This is a genomic window from Lysinibacillus fusiformis, from assembly GCF_002845985.1.
Classification (GTDB): Bacteria; Bacillota; Bacilli; order Bacillales_A; family Planococcaceae; genus Lysinibacillus; species Lysinibacillus fusiformis_D.
Genome location: NZ_PDFK01000001.1, coordinates 305,445 through 321,467, shown reverse-complemented (window position 1 = coordinate 321,467; position 16,023 = coordinate 305,445). Strand labels below are relative to the sequence as shown.

The window sequence follows — 16,023 nt, the reverse complement described above, 5'->3', positions numbered from 1 at the left end:
CCTTGCAAATCTTTAAGAAATGCTCTTTATAGTTAGAACCATCAACAATGAAAGCAAAGCGAGGAGAAAACGACATGCAGCTCATTACCTTCCTAACTGAATTTATCAAACATCCGAAAACAATTGGAGCAATATCACCTAGCTCCAAAAAGTTGGCTCATAAAATGGTACAACCCATTTGTTTTGAAACGGCTCAATGCATTGTCGAGCTTGGACCAGGGATGGGTTCCTTTACTACAGAGCTTGTGAAAAGAAAGCAGCCAGCTACATTGCTTATTCTCATTGAACATAATGCGATTTTTTGTGAAAAGCTACGTCATCAATTTGCACATGAAGCCAATGTTGTGGTAGTCAATGGCTCAGCAGAAAACTTAAGGCAGTTTATGGACGAACTCCATATAGAAAAAATTGATTATGTCATTTCTGGGCTGCCATTTACCTCTTTAAAGTCTGATGTATCATGTTGTATTTTAAGCAATGTGAAGGATTGTTTACGCAATGGAAAATTTATAACATTCCAATATTCACTTGTGAAAAAAGCATTCTTTCAATCATATTTTGAGGATATTTCTCATGAAAAAGTATGGATGAATATGCCGCCAGCATATGTACTAAGCTGTAAACTTGGTCATACGAGGGCTAGTTAATGGAGCTACAGGATCTTTTAGGATTCATTGAACAATATGGCTATTTTGCTTTGTTTTTTAGTTTATGGTTAGGCATTATAGGGATGCCGCTACCAGATGAGATGATTGTGATGAGTGGTGGCTTTTTATCTTCGTTAGAAAAAATGGTCGTATGGAAATCCTTTTTACTGACCTATCTAGGTGTTATTTCGGGGCTTTCACTAGGGTATTTCCTTGGTAAAATCTTTGGACATCGAGTGCTCGACAAACTTATCAAAAAGAACAAGGCAAAATACCTTGTAAAATCAAAGGAATTACTAAATAAATATGGTCGCTTTGCATTAGTACTGAGCTATTTTATTCCGATTGTTCGACATATCTTGCCGTACTTGGTGGGGATGAATAATATGCCCTTTAAAACGTATGCCTTGTTTTCCTATACAACAGGCTTTGTTTGGACATTGATGTATTTTACACTTGGTTTATTATTTGGCAGTCAAATGGAAGTTATTTCGATGCTGGCTACTAAATATGGTATTTATTTTGGAATTATCAGCGTAATCATCAGCAGTTTTTATTATTTTTATATACGAAAATTAAAAAAATAGTTAAAATGAGGAAACGTTATAATGGACAAATATTTGATTATTGGTGGGGTTAGATGAGTAAAGAAACCATTTTAATTGTAGATGATGAAAAAGAGATACGGAATCTTATTGCTATTTATTTAAAAAATGAAGGCTATCATGTGCTAGAGGCTTGTGATGGGGAAGAAGGCTTGCAGCTATTAAAGAAGCATCAGGTGCACTTAATTGTACTGGATTTAATGATGCCTAAAGTGGATGGTACTGAAATGTGTATGAAGGTAAGAGAAATTGCGGAAATGCCTATTATTATGCTGACAGCAAAATCTCAGGATATGGACAAGATTGTTGGCTTAACAATAGGCGCTGATGACTATGTGACAAAGCCCTTTAATCCGTTAGAGTTAATTGCCCGCATTAAATCACAGCTTCGTCGCTATCTGAAAATGAATGGCATGAATAGCAGCAATAATGAAGAGCTGGAAATCGGTGATTTACGTATTAATACTGCGACACATGAGGTTTTTGTCAATAATGAAAAAGTCAAGTTAACACCAAGAGAGTTTGCGATTTTAGAATTGCTTGTCCGTAATCCAGGCATCGTGATGAGTGCAGAGCAAATTTATGAAAGGGTCTGGAAAGAGGAGGCTTTTCAATCAGAAAATACAGTGATGGTCCATATACGTAAAATTCGAGAGCGAATTGAAACAAATCCAAGAAATCCTCAATATATCAAAACAGTATGGGGAGTAGGATATAAAGTTGAAAAAGATCTTTAGGTTTTTATGTAAGCTCATAGGGCTCTTCAAACATATCGGTACGAAGATAAAAAACAATATCCAGCGTAGCATTCGAATTCAACTATTTACAACGTTTATCCTATGTGCGCTGGGCAGCTTTTTGGTGTCACGTGCAGTCCTCCCATTGTTTGAGAATATCAATGAGACCGTGATGGTGGATTATAGTGCCAGTATGCAGATGATGTATTATCAGGCACAGGATACAGCAGAATTAGCGATCCAAGAAAATAGTGTTAATGTGTTAAAGCAATGGATTGACCAAGAAAATGACAAGGTGGACAGTGCCCAGAATGCTTTACAAATTATTGTGACAGATGAGGGCGGGAAGATTTTATATAAAACCAAGCAGGTCAAAGAGCAAGAAATTGATCTGCATGAAGAAATAAGAAATGTCATGGATTTTGCAATCAATCAACCGTTTAACCATACGTATCCAGGTGCGATAGAAACATCACGAGAGGCATTTACCACGTTAGTGCCGCTAACCCTGCAAGATAAAAATTATTATTTCTTCGTGAGTGGGCTTCCACAAGGTGAAGCGATAACTAGTACAAGCGAAGGGCCCATACCTTTTTTCATTGGGGTTATTTTGTTTATCGTATCTTTTTTCTATAGTACCAAGCGTAAAATGAATCAAATTGAGGCATTGGCAGAGGGGGTTATGGTCATCGCAAAAGGAAATTTAGCTTATCGTATTGAGAAAAAAGGACAAGATGAAATTGCATTACTAACCGATAATATTAACCAAATGGCGGAAAAAATTATGACAAGCATCGAAATGGAGCGAAAAATCGAGCAACAAAAAAATGAGCTTATTACAAATGTTTCACATGACCTGAGAACACCTCTTACCTCTATTATGGGTTATTTACGTTTATTAAGCGAAGAGAAGTATGAGACGAAAGAGCAGTATGACGAATATTTGAAAATAGCTTTTTCTAAATCTGAGCAATTGAAAAATTTAATTGATGATTTATTTGAGTATACCAAGCTAACGAATGATAAAAATACAATAGTACGACAACAGGTTTGTGTGAATGAGCTACTCGATCAACTAATGGAGGAATTAGTACCCTTAGCAGAGGAAAAACAACGGATTTTTATGAAACATTTCTCAGAGGAAAAAATTTTTGCGGCGCTTGATTCGGAAAAAATTGTTCGTGTGTTTGATAATTTACTCATTAATGCTATTAATTATAGCGCTGATGATGGAAAAATTATGGTTTCTCTTGAAGGGCAAGACGATCATGTGCGTATCTGCGTGGCAAATCAAAGTGATGCCTTTACAACGGAGGAGCTTGATAGTTTATTCGAGAGATTTTATAAAAAGGATCAAGCGAGAACAAATGTTACAGAAGGTTCGGGACTTGGATTAGCGATTGCCAAAAGCATCGTAGAGCTTCATGGAGGAACGATTCACGCTAAATATAAAAACGAGACATTGTACTTTATTATTACATTGCCATTAGCAGCTTCATAAGTTCAATTGCAGTGGAAGAATGTAAATAGCATGTTGTCTGTGTTTATGATGACCTAGCATTTCCTGCATGGTTGCTAGGAGAGCTGTGTCCTTGATGAAGAGTTGAATTTCTGTTTGCTTGTATTGTTTTTGAAAGTCAAAAATATAGTCTGTAATGATTTGTAAGTTATAGTGGTTTTGAATCTCTACCTCGACGAAAAACGGCAGTGTTAACTCTGGCAGTTTTGTGCTCCCTCCACGACGAATCCAGACCGCTTCCTGCACATAGTAGCGGATAGGTAATTGTCGATTACTAGCGATAAAAATATCCATAAAAAGCTCCCTTCAGTATGTAATTACAGCCTAAAGGAAATGTATTCAGTCGTCAAAAGAAAACATAAGCTGCTCAGCCAAGGATTATGTGCTGAACAGCTTTTTAGTAGAAGGTGGATAGTAAAGGATAGCGTTACTAAAGTGGTGGATAGCGTTATCAAAGTGATGGATAGCAATACCAAAGTGATAGAAAGCATTTCAAAACTTTTGGCTAGTATTCTCGCAACGTTGGTAAGCATCAAGAGATTCTAAAAAATACTGTAGTATAGGAGACTGTACATCATCCTTACGATAAATAAACCACGTAGGAATTTGTGCTTGCTTGTTCGTGATCGCATGCAGTGCCAATGCTTGTGTGGCACTATATTTTTCCGCGATGGCACGAGGAAGTAAGGTAAAACCTAATCCCGCAGCAACACAGCCTAAGATTCCATCAAGTGTTCCAAACTCCATTCGATTTTGTGGGCGTACACCATCCTCATGTAACCAATGATCTAAAATAGCCCGATAGGAACAGCCATGACGGAATGTAATTACAGTGCTACTCGCTAAATCTCGCAGCTGCTTAATTGGTTTATGCTTGCTAGATGTGACAATAACAAGCTCCTCGTAGACAAACTCCTTTACCAATAGATTTTCTTTATAAACAGGTCCAGTGACAAATGCACCATCTAATTCATAATTTTCTAACCGGTCAATATTATCCTGTGAAGGGCTTGTCAAAATGGTAATATCCACCTGTTCATGAGCTTGATGAAATATGGTTAATAACGCTGGTAAGTGTAGTGCTGCAGTCGTTTCCATTGATCCAATTCGTAATACACCTTTTGGTTCTCCTGTATCCTGAACAATCTCAAAGGATTTTTCATAGAGGTGAAGCATTTTTAAGACTAGCTCGTAAAATTGTTCTCCTTTCGGTGTAAGCTGTATTCCACGATGTCCACGATAAAAAAATGTTGTGCTATACAGCGTCTCAAGACTTTGAATTTTCATAGAGATGTTGGATTGCGTGTAATTAAGTGCTGTGGCAGCTTTAGAAAAACTACCTGTTTGGACGACTGTCCGAAAGATCGTTAAATCATTAATATTCATAGATCCTCCAACTATCAGTTTTTTTGATACCTATTATAACGAATTGAGTCTATTTGTGATATCTGGATATTTGTTATAGTAAATTGGAAGGAGTGATTCTATGCACAAGCAAACGATTCAATATGTAATTGGTGGGATTTTTACATTGGTAATCGCCATGGGCATCGCTCGTTTCTCCTATACAGTTATTTTACCGTATATGCAAGAAACATTTGAATTTAGCCGTGCAACAGCAGGATATTTAGCCACAAGCAATTATTTAGGCTATTTAGTAGGAGCATTGGTGGCAGGGCGTTTACCTATAGCAAATAAACGCATTCCTTTTTTACAGCTAGCACTCGTTATTAGCATTTTAACTACTGCCTTCATGGGCATTACGAATGCAATCCTTATATGGTACATACTGCGGTTTATCTCAGGTGTAATGAGTGCCTTTATTTTTGTCGTCATTGCGAGCCTTGTCCTTGATCAGTTAGCTAGCAGTCGTAACATGCATCTATCAGGACTTTTCTATAGTGGGGTAGGGACAGGTATTGCTTTAAGTGCCATCATTGTTTCACCAATACATGCCATTTTTCAATGGAATGGAACTTGGATTGCTTTAGCTCTGTTTTGTGTCATATTGTTTGTGCTGATTATAAGATTCATCAAACCGATCCCACCGTATGAACAACACTTAGTAAGTCAAGCCATTGCGCCTCAGAAAGCTCCACCGAAGACGTGGCTAAAATGGTTAATCATAGCTTATAGCCTTGAGGGGCTTGGCTATATTGTCACAGGTACCTTTATTGTGTCGATTGCACAGGAGTCAACAAGCTTTCATGGAGATGCAGCTTTTGTATGGTTTGTAGTGGGCGTTGCGGCGATTCCTTCATGTATTGTATGGTCGAAGCTAGCACAGCATTATGGCTATGTAAGAACATTACTGATCTCTATGCTATTGCAAGCATTTGGTATCGTGTTACCTGCATTTACAACGAATACGCTTACCCTTTATGCCAGTGCCTTTACTTTTGGTGCAACCTTTATGGGCATTACAACAGTTGGCACAACATTAGCAAGACATATTGTACCGATAAACAGTCATCAAATTATAGGCTATTTAACTGCTGGTTATGCATTTGGCCAAATGATTGGCCCATCCATAGCAGGGACAATGGCGAATATGACGAATAGCTATCAGTATGCATTGATAGGCGCTGCAGCCGTAGTAGTGCTTGGGGCTCTATGTTTAATTGGTGGAGTAAAATATGATAGGACGACTGCTCCCATAAGTGAATAAAAAAAGTAAGTAAGACCTATCTGTGTCTTACTTACTTTTACATTAATGGATATCTCGTTTCTTAAAGTTCCCACCACGAACTTCTGAAACATCAGAAATGACAACAAAAGCACCTTCATCGATATCCTTTATAATTGAAACTAATTTATTTTCTTCCATACGGTTAATGACACAGTTTAAAATTTCCGTTGGTTCGTTAGAGAAACCACCACGTCCATGTGTATAAGTAACACCACGTCCTAGACGAGCTTGGATCGCGTCCCCAATTTCCTCAGATTTTGCACTAACCACACGAACTTCTTTTGATTTCTCTAAACCAACTTGGATAATATCAATAACATTTTTTGCAATATAATATGTTAAAGCTGAGTATAAAGCACTCTCTAAGCCAAAGATAAAGCTTGCCCCTAAGAAAATAAAGGCGTTGATAAATAAGATAATATCGCCGACTGAAAATGGAATTTTACGTGATAATAGTACAGCTAAAACTTCAGAACCATCTAAAGCACCACCGTTACGTAATACAATCCCGATACCCACACCGAGCAGCATACCACCAGATAAGACAATCAGTAAGGGATCATTTGGGCCTAAAATGGTTTTAACATCATGTAAAAGCACCGTAGAAATGGATAATGCTGCGATACCAGCACTACTCATTAATGCAAAGGTTTTTCCAACTTGCTTATAACCGATATAAATGAACGGAATATTTAAGACAAAGAGCAGTATGCCTAACGGGATTCCGAAGAGGTGAGCCCCCATAATACTTAGACCCGTTACACCGCCGTCAATGACAGCATTTGGAATTAATACAGCTTCTAGTCCATAAGCGGCAATCACTGCTCCAATAATAATCATAATTAATTTTCGTATATTTTCTAGTGACTTTCCTTTTTTCATAAATCTTCTCCATTTCTTTACGTCAATAGTACTTAAGGTTTTGGAATAATATTTATCGCAATTGTTTTAGTCTCAGAACCTTTATTTGAGTCGGCCATATTATAGTATTTAGTGAGTAAATTGTTAAGATCATGTTCGAAGCTTACAAATTGATCAGTAGTTAAGGTTAAATCATGTAAAGAAAAAGTAGCTAAGTCGCTTTCACTTTCTTTTTCTTCAAGTGAGGATAAATAATGTTGATATTTAGACAGTAATGTTAATTGATAATAGGACATATACGTTAATTTTTGCTTCTTCGTTAGTTTTCGCCAATCCTCCTCGCTAAATTTTGCCGCATGTTCATTTAAGGCATAAAATTTTTCTGTAACTGAACGGATTTTTCGCTCTCTAACAATTTTGATGATGTTTTCGTCCATAAGGATTTGAATGTGGCGATATAAAGTAGCTTGTGGCACATCCTTAATGATTGTAATCATCTCTAAAGTACTTAAGCCTTCCTTTTTCATATGCAACAGAGCTTGTAAAATCTTCATTCTCACAGGATGTATTAAGACATCTGCTTTGCTGTGCATCAATTCTCCTCCTTCTAAAAATGAGATGGCTTTAAGGAAAGAAAGTAATATTATCAAAATGAGAACGTTATCAAATATAATATATTTTTTTTAAGATGTACAGTCAAATGGCAAGTGAATTTTCCTCTTTTATAGAAGGAACAGGAAATAATTCATTGTATCACTCTCTACTAAGATGGTAGATTAAAAACATAGCAACTATCGCAACAAGCCCAATGACCACAGATATTAAATTTCGTCTTGTCAGCTCAAATGGGCTCACATTACAAATGGCAGCGGCTGGAATTAATGCCCAAGGAATCAATGTTCCGCCACCGATATAAAACATATTAGGACATTCTAATTGAAACCGCGTCATTATTATTACCCTGAGCTGTTTCCAATTTAGACATATTAAGTAGGTCAAGTCCATGAAAGTTTTTTAAATTATTAAGGTATAATGTTTAAAATAAGGATATAATTAACAAATTAGTGTTATGGAGAGTAGGAAAATAAAGTACCTGAGAATTATCTCTTTTTGCTCTTTATAATCAAGACTTTAATAATAAAAAGAATGGAGTGATATTGTAATGTCATGGTTAGCAATTGTCGGATTTTTTTTACTCTTTATAATATTTATAACTTGCAGTATATACTTATTACTTAAAAATAAAAAGGAAAAAAATGTGCATAATAATATATTAGCTTTTATTTTTTTATTAGTAGGGATATGTCTATTAATATTAAATTTATTATTTTTGCTCGATTAATAATTAGAATAACATTCCCTAAAACTATATATATAACCAATTATATAGTAATATGGAAATATAGGGGAAATTAATAAAGGATAGGAGAGTGAGGGAGATGTGAGGAATTTAACTATTCCCTAAATAACTTGAATGGAGAATAAAAAATGAAAAAAATTATTAAAAGTTTAATTTTTGTGATTACTGCTGTTCTTATATTTTCAAATTTCGCTCCAATTCTAGCAAACGCTAACGAAATGGAAAAGAATAACTTCCTATCTTCGTCAAAAAAATTAATTGATAATTCGGACTTTAATTCAGAATTAGGTATGGTTGATAAGGAAGCAATTGAATACCTTGGTAGTCTTCAAATAAATGTAATTGAAGATAATGAGAATTTTAGAATAGTAGAGTCAATTGAAAATGGCAAACCAATGGTCGCAATATTTGATAAAAATTCGAATGTTTTAACAACTCAAATTAAGGGTGATGATTCATCCAAATTAGTAATAGATTTGAATGAACTTGCAGCTTTAGAAGAGTCATTGAAAGAATCGATATCTGGAGATATTAGCGCTTTCGCATCTTCGATGAAACAAGATACTTTCACAAACTATGAATATACTATTGAATTTACTTCACCTGAATCATGGCAATTACGCAGACCAAATCCTGATAATCCAATAAACTGGTTGTATAAAGATGTAAAGAAAACAACTGGTAACGCAACTAACCTAGAAAAGTTTAAAAATGCTGTTAACGATTTAAATGATTATGAATGGAAGTATATTGGTGCAGCATCTGGAGCTGGCATATTAGCTATAGCTGCGCTAATAGTTGGTGCTATAAATGGAGGTGCAGGGATTGCAGTCGGATTAGCTGCAGCTGGAGTAACTGGTGCTGCTTACAATTATGCAATATCAATGAATAGAGCAGCAAAAGACGCTCATTATTATTACTTCCAAGTTTAAGATTATACGTATCACTAAAGGCCATCTGTCTGGAATTTTTTAGATAGATGGCTAATTTGTATGTTAATAAAATTACTTTGAAACGAGCAATCTATAGAGCTCGTTTTTTCTGTGTACACTTGCCATGTTTGAATTTTTAATAGTACATGCAATAAATTGACTCGAGGAAAAAGGACTACCGATATAGTCCTGTACCCCAAAAGTTAGATTTTTGACTCTAACTTTTGGGGACATCAAGGAGCCTTATTTAAATCAAAAACACCGCAACTATCGTCGTCGCAACAAGCCCAATGACCACAGGGATTAAGTTTCGTCTTGCTAGCTCAAATGGGCTCACATTACAAATGGCAGCGGCTGGAATTAATGCCCAAGGAATCAATGTTCCGCCACCAACCCAAATAGCTGTGATTTGTCCTAAAGCAGTTAACGTTGCGGTTCCTTCACCAAGGGCATTGCCGAACAGACTGCCGACAGAGCCAGCTAGGGAAATTCCCGAAAAGCCTGAGCCATCTAACCCTGTAATAGCGCCAACCACTGCTAAAGTGACCACGGCAATTTCCTTTGTTAAAGGTACTACCGCAGCAAGACCAACACCAAGATCATTGACAATTCCATGTGAGGTAGCGGGTAAATGGTCACCGAGAATTTGTGTAAAGCCAGCATCTCCAAGATAGAAAAAGGCGGCAATAGGGATGACAGGTCCGAACACTTTAAAGCCGAATTGGAATCCTTGAATCAAATAGCTTGTCGTCTTTTCGAGCCCCTCAGCTTTGTGAGTAACAACACTAAGCAAAAGTAAGATGAAAACAGAGGTTCCTCCGATTAAAGCTGTTGCATCGCCGCCTTGCAATTTAAAGACAGCCATTGCAATGACATCTAAGACGAAAGCAATGGGAATGAGTACAGCAAAAAATCGTCTTTGCCCGACAGACAGTAAATTTTCCACAATTTCATGTCTATCTTCACCAGCTTCACCGACAGTATTCAAAAGTAAGGTTCCTCGTTTCATATCTCGTCGTAAGAAAAAATAAGCAACAATTGTCGTTACAATCCCCATTGTAATGACGAGTGGAATACTAGCTGAAACGACATCACCAACAGGAATTCCAGCAGCATCAGCCGTTAGTTTTGGAGCCCCTTGTATGACAAAATCACTTGATAACGCAATACCGTGCCCAAATAAGTTCATCGCCATGGCAACGCCAAGTGCTGGGAGGCCAGCCCGAATCGCAACAGGTAAGAGCACCGCCCCTAACAGTGCGACTGCAGGGGATGGCCAGAAAAACCATGAGATAAACATCATTAATAGACCAATCGTCCAATAGGCGAGTGCTGGTGTTTTAATAATCTTCGTGAAAGGTGCAACCATAACCTCATTAATACCAGAAGTCATCATCACTCGACTCATGGCAACAATAATCGAAATAATAAGAATCGTTGATAGCAGCTCTGTAATAGCATAAATAAAGCTGTTAAACACACCACTTATGGACGAAGTGAAATCGCCAGTCGCAACAATCGCTAGCATAAAGATGCCTACTACACAAATGAGGGTGGTATCGCGACGTTTAACCATAAATCCGATGATGAGTACAATAAAAACAACATAAATCCAATGGAGAGCTGTGAATTCAATCCCCATACGTTTCCCCCTCAATATTCTGATTCTATAGAATATGAAGAGAAAAAAAGATGGTGATGATTTTGAAAAATTTTGACCTAGGTGAAATGCTGTGTGAATTGAAAATAGAAATAATTAACTAATAATGATGGGAAATTAAGTTATTAATGAAGTGCTCAAATTGTAAGGAGAACTTTAAGCAATCTAAACTATAGGATTTTCTAGTGTCTTTATCTGCATCTTTGCCAACTATCTCAATGAAATGCCTCTTATTATAAACAAGTAATCAACTTAACAACCACTTTCTTAGCAAATTAAAGGGCCTCTTAAAAGATGCTTGATGTTATACAATAGTGGCCGAAAACTACACCTCAAACAAGATAATTGAAAGAAATGGATTTTTATATTAAAATACTTTTATAGATTATCGATAATCTATAATCCATAATATATAACACCTATAGCTAATCACCCTATACACTAAACTATGTTAAAATAAAGGATATAAATTTAATGGAGTGGTTTGATGGGGTTTGATGAAAGTTCAATTTCAAAAAAAACAATTTCTGAACAAATAGCTGAACGATTATTATTTCGCATATTTTCTGGTTATTATGAACAAGGTCAGCGCTTAATCGAAGCGGAAATTGCAAAAGAGTTACAAGTAAGTCATGCACCTGTCCGTGAGGCTCTTTATCTTTTACAAAAAGATGGTGTAGTCGAAAAAGTACAACATAAAGGTGTAAGAGTTAAGACTATATCGGATCAGGAATTGAAGGATTATTTGGAAGCGCTTTATTACCTATTGGATTCTGCACTTACAAAGTGTGAACCTAAATGGAATGCCGATTTGCAAAATGAACTATTACTTCGTTTTGAAGCGATGAAACAAAGAAAGTCTGCTGAAAATATTTATGAATATGTTGTTTCGTTTGCGCACTTGTTACAATTGTTTTTTGATGTTACAGGAAATATTGCGATGCTACGATTCTTTAAAGAAACCATATTTGTTACAAATGTAGCTGCACAAACAAAATGGAAAATGGATCTAGTTGAATCCTACCATCTGTCCATCAACACGTTTATCAGGTGTATAGAAGTGTCGGATTTTAATCATGCACGAGTGGCTATTAAAGATGTTATTTTATGGTACCAATTTAAATAATTTTATGGGGGTAACATAAATGAAAGCTGCAGTTTGGCATAATGTGAAAGATATTAGAGTCGAAGAGGTTGAATTACGAGCTTTAAGAGAAGAAGAAGTGAAAGTAAAAGTAGCATGGGCTGGTATTTGTGGAAGTGATTTGCATGAATACGAAGAAGGTCCAGTTTTTGTACCAGTTGATGTAAAAGCTGAATTAACAGGTGAAGTTGCCCCGCTTACAATGGGTCATGAATTTGCTGGGATTATCGAAGAAGTTGGCTCTAAGGTTACGGACTTAAAGGCAGGAGACCGAGTTGTCATCAATCCTACATTAACTTATAGAAACAAACATGAAGATGTCGATCGATATGATGGATTTAATTTCATCGGACTACATGGAAACGGTGGATTTGCGGAATATGTCAATGTCCCTGTAACAAATGTACACCGTTTAGCAGATAACTTAACATTAAAAGATGGTGCACTAGTAGAACCAATGGCTGTTGCTGTACAAGCAGTCAAAGATGCTGGGGTTACATTAGGAGATTCTGTAGCTGTATTTGGTGCTGGACCAATTGGATTGTTAACAGTAATCGCTGCAAAAGCATCGGGTGCAAGTAAAGTTATCGTATTAGATTTATCCGATGATCGATTAGAAAAGGCAAAAGAATTAGGTGCAACCCATGCCATTAACTCTGGTAAAGAAAATCCTGTACAAGCCGTTCGATCGATTGTAGCAGGTGGGGTTGATGTATCCTTTGAAGTTGCGGGAGTAGCTCCTACCTTTAAACAAGCAATTGATGTTACAAAACCACGCGGTAACATGATGATCGTTTCGATTTTTGCAAGACCAATCGAATGGAATCCAATGCAGCTTACAAACACAGGTGTTAATGTACTGTCATCAATTGTTTATACACCGTCAATTTTCCAAAGAACAATTGATGCAATGAGCTCTGGTCAATTAAATCCACAGGGTATCATCACAAGTCAAATTGAATTAGATGACATTGTTGATAAAGGATTCAAAACGTTAACAAACGACAAATCACAATCTAAAATTTTAGTCGCGATAAGTGGAGAAAATTAATAACATGGATAGATTAAAATAAATCTATCCTAACAAAGGGAGTATGGCTTATTATAGTCATGCTCTTTTCTTATAGCCTGTTTGATGATTCAAAACTGTTTTTCAAAGGATTTGCTGAACTCCATTGAGGGGAAGAGGGGCGTTGCAGCTTAAGAAAGCGTTTATACTCGATATTTTTGAAATATAATAAGAGAAGAAAAATGACAAAAAGAATCGAGAATGAATTTCACGATTCTTTTTGTCATATAGTTTAATTTCTTTCTCTTGCCCTCTGTGTGTCTCTAATATTTTTTTGAACTGTTATGGAGGCAAATAAACTAAGGACAAATGACATACCATAGAATCCTTTTTCGCTTAAAACAATACTTCCAGCATTATATAAACCAATACCCATTAATAAAATAGATACAATAAGTGCAATCCAACTAATACCATAATAAATAGTAGTAACTGGTATTCCCTCATCTTTATCTCTTACTGATTTTTGTAAAGATACTGCTGAATAGAGCCCGAATACTAAAACAGCTAAGTAATATCCTTTTTCGTTTAGTTGCATCGTTGCGTTAAATAGGCCTATAAGATAAGCAGTAACACCTACGAACAGTGCTGCCCAGGAAGCACCCTTGAAAGCAGCAGTCGGTTCTCCCTCTTTCCTTTCTACTTTTATTTTCGGATCAGGCTGTTTTCCCTTATCTAATGATGTCTCATTTTGATTAGACAATATCTTTCTCCTCCTTCTATCTCTGTATCAAAACATTCTTATTCTACAGGGATGTGATGAGAACAGAAATTTCTCTAAAACTGGCTTTTCAGTAATAAAGCAACCCCCTTTGAAGGAAGCGGCTTTATACTTGACCGTTATTTTGCTGCACTATAGATAGTCAATGTGGCTTCATCGAATTTAAAGGGACGATTATTGTTTCTTGGTAAATTTGCGCTTTACCCCGAGACAATTTTTTCTGTCCTTTGTTGCAATTCCTTTTTAGGGGCAGGAATCTGTTGTACCGATAAGAACTAGGTGTATAACTTTTTTTCATTTTATTCAAATAGACAGCAGAATATGTTAGGTAGATGTGGCTGCCTATTGTTGCTTTGCCCACTGTTATTGACGAACAATGAACGAAATAATTTAAATGGTTGATAATAGCTAAGGCATAAATAAAGCTGTGTAAAACCTGACTTATGGTTGAAATTAAATTGGTCAGTTGCAACAATTGTATTTAAATGCTAATAAAAGGCTTTTAAAGAAAATTTAAAAGCCTAGGCCCATTTGAAAGTGAGTAGCTGGTTTCAAAAAAGTACCCCTCACGTAGAAAGAGATTGTGCCACTGCAACCAACCTTTTTACTCCTTCCCTTAGTTGTTTTTCATTTGCATAAGAATAGCTTAAACGTACCCAGGATGATAGTTGTTTTAATGGATCACAAATTTGACCCGGTACAAAGGATATAGATTGTTCAATACTTTTAGATAGTAATAATTCAGTTGGAACATTATCTGGGAGCTGCACCCATAAATTCAGACCACCTTTTGGGCTAGTCCATCGCCAACCTGTTACAGCTAGCTCTTCTTCCATGATTTCCTTTCGAATCTGTAGGGCGATCCTAATTTTCTCCAAATGCTGTTGCAATCTTAGGGATGAAAAGTAATGGAGAAAAATTTTTTGATTGAGAAGTGGTGAGCCATTATCAGCCAATGATTTTTCTATTAGGAGTGAGTTCATTAATGATGATTGACAAATCACAGTCGCAATTCTCAAGCCAGGAGAGATATATTTGCAAAAGCTTCGGATATAAATGACTGTTCCAGCACTATCGTACGTGTAAATGGGTGGTGGTGGGGCTTGATCAAAATAGATGTCGTGATAGGCATCGTCTTCAATTAATAGAAATCGATATTGTTCAGCTAGTTCTACTAATTTTTTGCGCTGCTCGACAGAAACAGTATAACCAGTCGGGTTATGGAATGTGGGGTTGAGATAAAATAGGCGCGGCTTGTATTGTTTAATATAGTATTCAACCTGTTCTAAATCGTAGCCCTCTGGATGGATATCAACCGTTACAATCTGTGCTCCTTGTGCTCTAAAAATATCAATCGCAGCACTGTAGCTTGGACGTTCAAATAAAACGACGTCTCTTGGTTTAATAAAAGCTTGAGCGATTAAGTGAATCGCTTGCTGTGAGCCAGAAGTGATTAACAGATTATCTGCACTCAAATGAGTTTTATACTGGTTGATAAAATAGTGAGTGAGTGTTTCACGCAGCTCTAGATCACCTTGTACAGTTGAGTAGGTGGCAAGTACTTTAGGATAAAGATCAAACACTTCCTTCACATAATCTGAAAAATAATGATTAGGCAAAAGATTTGGATCAATCAACGCCTGAGAAAAATGATAGGAAACAGAGGGTTGATGGATTTCGGATAAATGATTTTTTTTTACGTATGCAGAAACAATGGGATTGTCCTGATCTAGATATTCAAGATTTTTCGTTACAGTTGATTGGACATAATAGCCTGCTTTATCTTTTACATAAACTTTGTCATGCTGTTTTAGTAATTGATAAGCTTTTAATACCGTTAATCGATGAACATTCATTTCAGATGCTAATTGTCGGACGGAGGGAATCTTGTCATGTTCTTTCCATTCTTTACGTTCTATACGGTGCAGTACATAATCGTAAACTTTGTTAAAAAGATAATCTTCATTTTGATTTGCTTTGCCCATATTGATTCCTCCTTTTCAAAACGATTGTACCACGAACCTATCTAATCTGTTCTATCCCTTTTAATCTGTTCTATTGTCTTTCTTTTATGATAGA

16 protein-coding genes are annotated in these 16,023 nt (G+C 36.3%); 8 read left to right on the top strand and 8 right to left on the bottom strand.

Features of this window, described 5'->3' with window-relative positions:
* The first annotated feature begins 74 nt into the window (after positions 1 to 74).
* Genes CRI88_RS01655 through CRI88_RS01640 form a run of 4 tightly spaced genes read left to right on the top strand, consistent with a single transcriptional unit; the run spans position 75 to position 3,490 of the window.
* On the top strand, positions 75 to 647 hold the full coding sequence (locus tag CRI88_RS01655) for a class I SAM-dependent methyltransferase (RefSeq protein ID WP_036127285.1): 573 nt from the start codon (positions 75 to 77) through the stop codon (positions 645 to 647).
* Entirely contained in the window at positions 647 to 1,234 is a 588-nt protein-coding gene (locus CRI88_RS01650; protein WP_101966360.1) for a DedA family protein, read from the top strand. Before CRI88_RS01655 ends, CRI88_RS01650 begins: the two co-directional genes overlap by 1 nt.
* A 53-nt stretch (positions 1,235 to 1,287) precedes the next feature.
* Entirely contained in the window at positions 1,288 to 1,989 is a 702-nt protein-coding gene (locus tag CRI88_RS01645; RefSeq protein ID WP_101966359.1) for a response regulator transcription factor, read from the top strand.
* The gene (locus tag CRI88_RS01640; RefSeq protein WP_374703114.1) at positions 1,973 to 3,490 is read left to right on the top strand and encodes a sensor histidine kinase; all 1,518 of its coding nucleotides are present in this window, start codon (positions 1,973 to 1,975) and stop codon (positions 3,488 to 3,490) included. Before CRI88_RS01645 ends, CRI88_RS01640 begins: the two co-directional genes overlap by 17 nt.
* On the opposite strand, the gene CRI88_RS01635 is transcribed toward CRI88_RS01640, so the two are convergent.
* Entirely contained in the window at positions 3,485 to 3,802 is a 318-nt protein-coding gene (locus tag CRI88_RS01635) for a hypothetical protein (RefSeq protein WP_036127276.1), read from the bottom strand. The two genes, CRI88_RS01640 and CRI88_RS01635, sit on opposite strands and share 6 nt — an antisense overlap.
* Before the next feature lie 198 nt (positions 3,803 to 4,000).
* The gene (locus CRI88_RS01630) at positions 4,001 to 4,894 is read right to left on the bottom strand and encodes a LysR family transcriptional regulator (RefSeq protein ID WP_058843311.1); all 894 of its coding nucleotides are present in this window, start codon (positions 4,892 to 4,894) and stop codon (positions 4,001 to 4,003) included.
* Positions 4,895 to 4,994: 100 nt separating this feature from the next.
* On the opposite strand from CRI88_RS01630, the gene CRI88_RS01625 reads away from it, so the two are divergent.
* Positions 4,995 to 6,176 (top strand): YbfB/YjiJ family MFS transporter, encoded by a 1,182-nt coding sequence (locus CRI88_RS01625; protein WP_058843312.1) that lies wholly within the window; start codon positions 4,995 to 4,997, stop codon positions 6,174 to 6,176.
* Positions 6,177 to 6,218: 42 nt separating this feature from the next.
* Here CRI88_RS01625 and CRI88_RS01620 read toward each other — a convergent pair whose 3' ends face one another.
* The 3 genes from CRI88_RS01620 to CRI88_RS22290 form a co-directional block, all read right to left on the bottom strand.
* Positions 6,219 to 7,079 (bottom strand): YitT family protein, encoded by an 861-nt coding sequence (locus CRI88_RS01620; RefSeq protein ID WP_036127272.1) that lies wholly within the window; start codon positions 7,077 to 7,079, stop codon positions 6,219 to 6,221.
* Between the two features lie 32 nt (positions 7,080 to 7,111).
* Entirely contained in the window at positions 7,112 to 7,651 is a 540-nt protein-coding gene (locus tag CRI88_RS01615; RefSeq protein ID WP_036127271.1) for a helix-turn-helix domain-containing protein, read from the bottom strand.
* Positions 7,652 to 7,811: 160 nt separating this feature from the next.
* Positions 7,812 to 8,009, bottom strand: coding sequence for a hypothetical protein (locus CRI88_RS22290; protein WP_139149502.1), 198 nt, complete (start codon positions 8,007 to 8,009; stop codon positions 7,812 to 7,814).
* Between the two features lie 537 nt (positions 8,010 to 8,546).
* On the opposite strand from CRI88_RS22290, the gene CRI88_RS01610 reads away from it, so the two are divergent.
* A complete protein-coding gene (locus tag CRI88_RS01610; protein ID WP_036128530.1) occupies positions 8,547 to 9,350 on the top strand; it encodes a geobacillin-26 family protein in 804 nt (267 codons plus the stop codon).
* Between the two features lie 247 nt (positions 9,351 to 9,597).
* Here the strand turns inward: CRI88_RS01610 and CRI88_RS01605 are convergent, their stop codons facing one another.
* Positions 9,598 to 10,992: a hypothetical protein gene (locus tag CRI88_RS01605; protein ID WP_101966358.1), complete on the bottom strand. Its 1,395-nt coding sequence runs from the start codon at positions 10,990 to 10,992 to the stop codon at positions 9,598 to 9,600.
* 505 nt (positions 10,993 to 11,497) lie between these two features.
* Here CRI88_RS01605 and CRI88_RS01600 point away from each other — a divergent pair.
* On the top strand, positions 11,498 to 12,136 hold the full coding sequence (locus tag CRI88_RS01600) for a GntR family transcriptional regulator (RefSeq protein ID WP_036127231.1): 639 nt from the start codon (positions 11,498 to 11,500) through the stop codon (positions 12,134 to 12,136).
* Between the two features lie 19 nt (positions 12,137 to 12,155).
* Positions 12,156 to 13,205 carry a 2,3-butanediol dehydrogenase gene (locus CRI88_RS01595; protein ID WP_036127229.1) on the top strand — a complete coding sequence of 350 codons (1,050 nt, stop codon included), beginning with the start codon at positions 12,156 to 12,158 and terminating at the stop codon, positions 13,203 to 13,205.
* Positions 13,206 to 13,455: 250 nt separating this feature from the next.
* On the opposite strand, the gene yiaA is transcribed toward CRI88_RS01595, so the two are convergent.
* Together yiaA and CRI88_RS01585 are read right to left on the bottom strand one after the other, a co-directional pair.
* Positions 13,456 to 13,926, bottom strand: a complete 471-nt coding sequence (gene yiaA, locus CRI88_RS01590; RefSeq protein ID WP_036127227.1) for an inner membrane protein YiaA — start codon at positions 13,924 to 13,926, stop codon at positions 13,456 to 13,458.
* A 584-nt stretch (positions 13,927 to 14,510) separates the two neighbouring features.
* Entirely contained in the window at positions 14,511 to 15,929 is a 1,419-nt protein-coding gene (locus tag CRI88_RS01585) for an aminotransferase-like domain-containing protein (RefSeq protein WP_101966357.1), read from the bottom strand.
* Positions 15,930 to 16,023 lie beyond the last annotated feature (94 nt).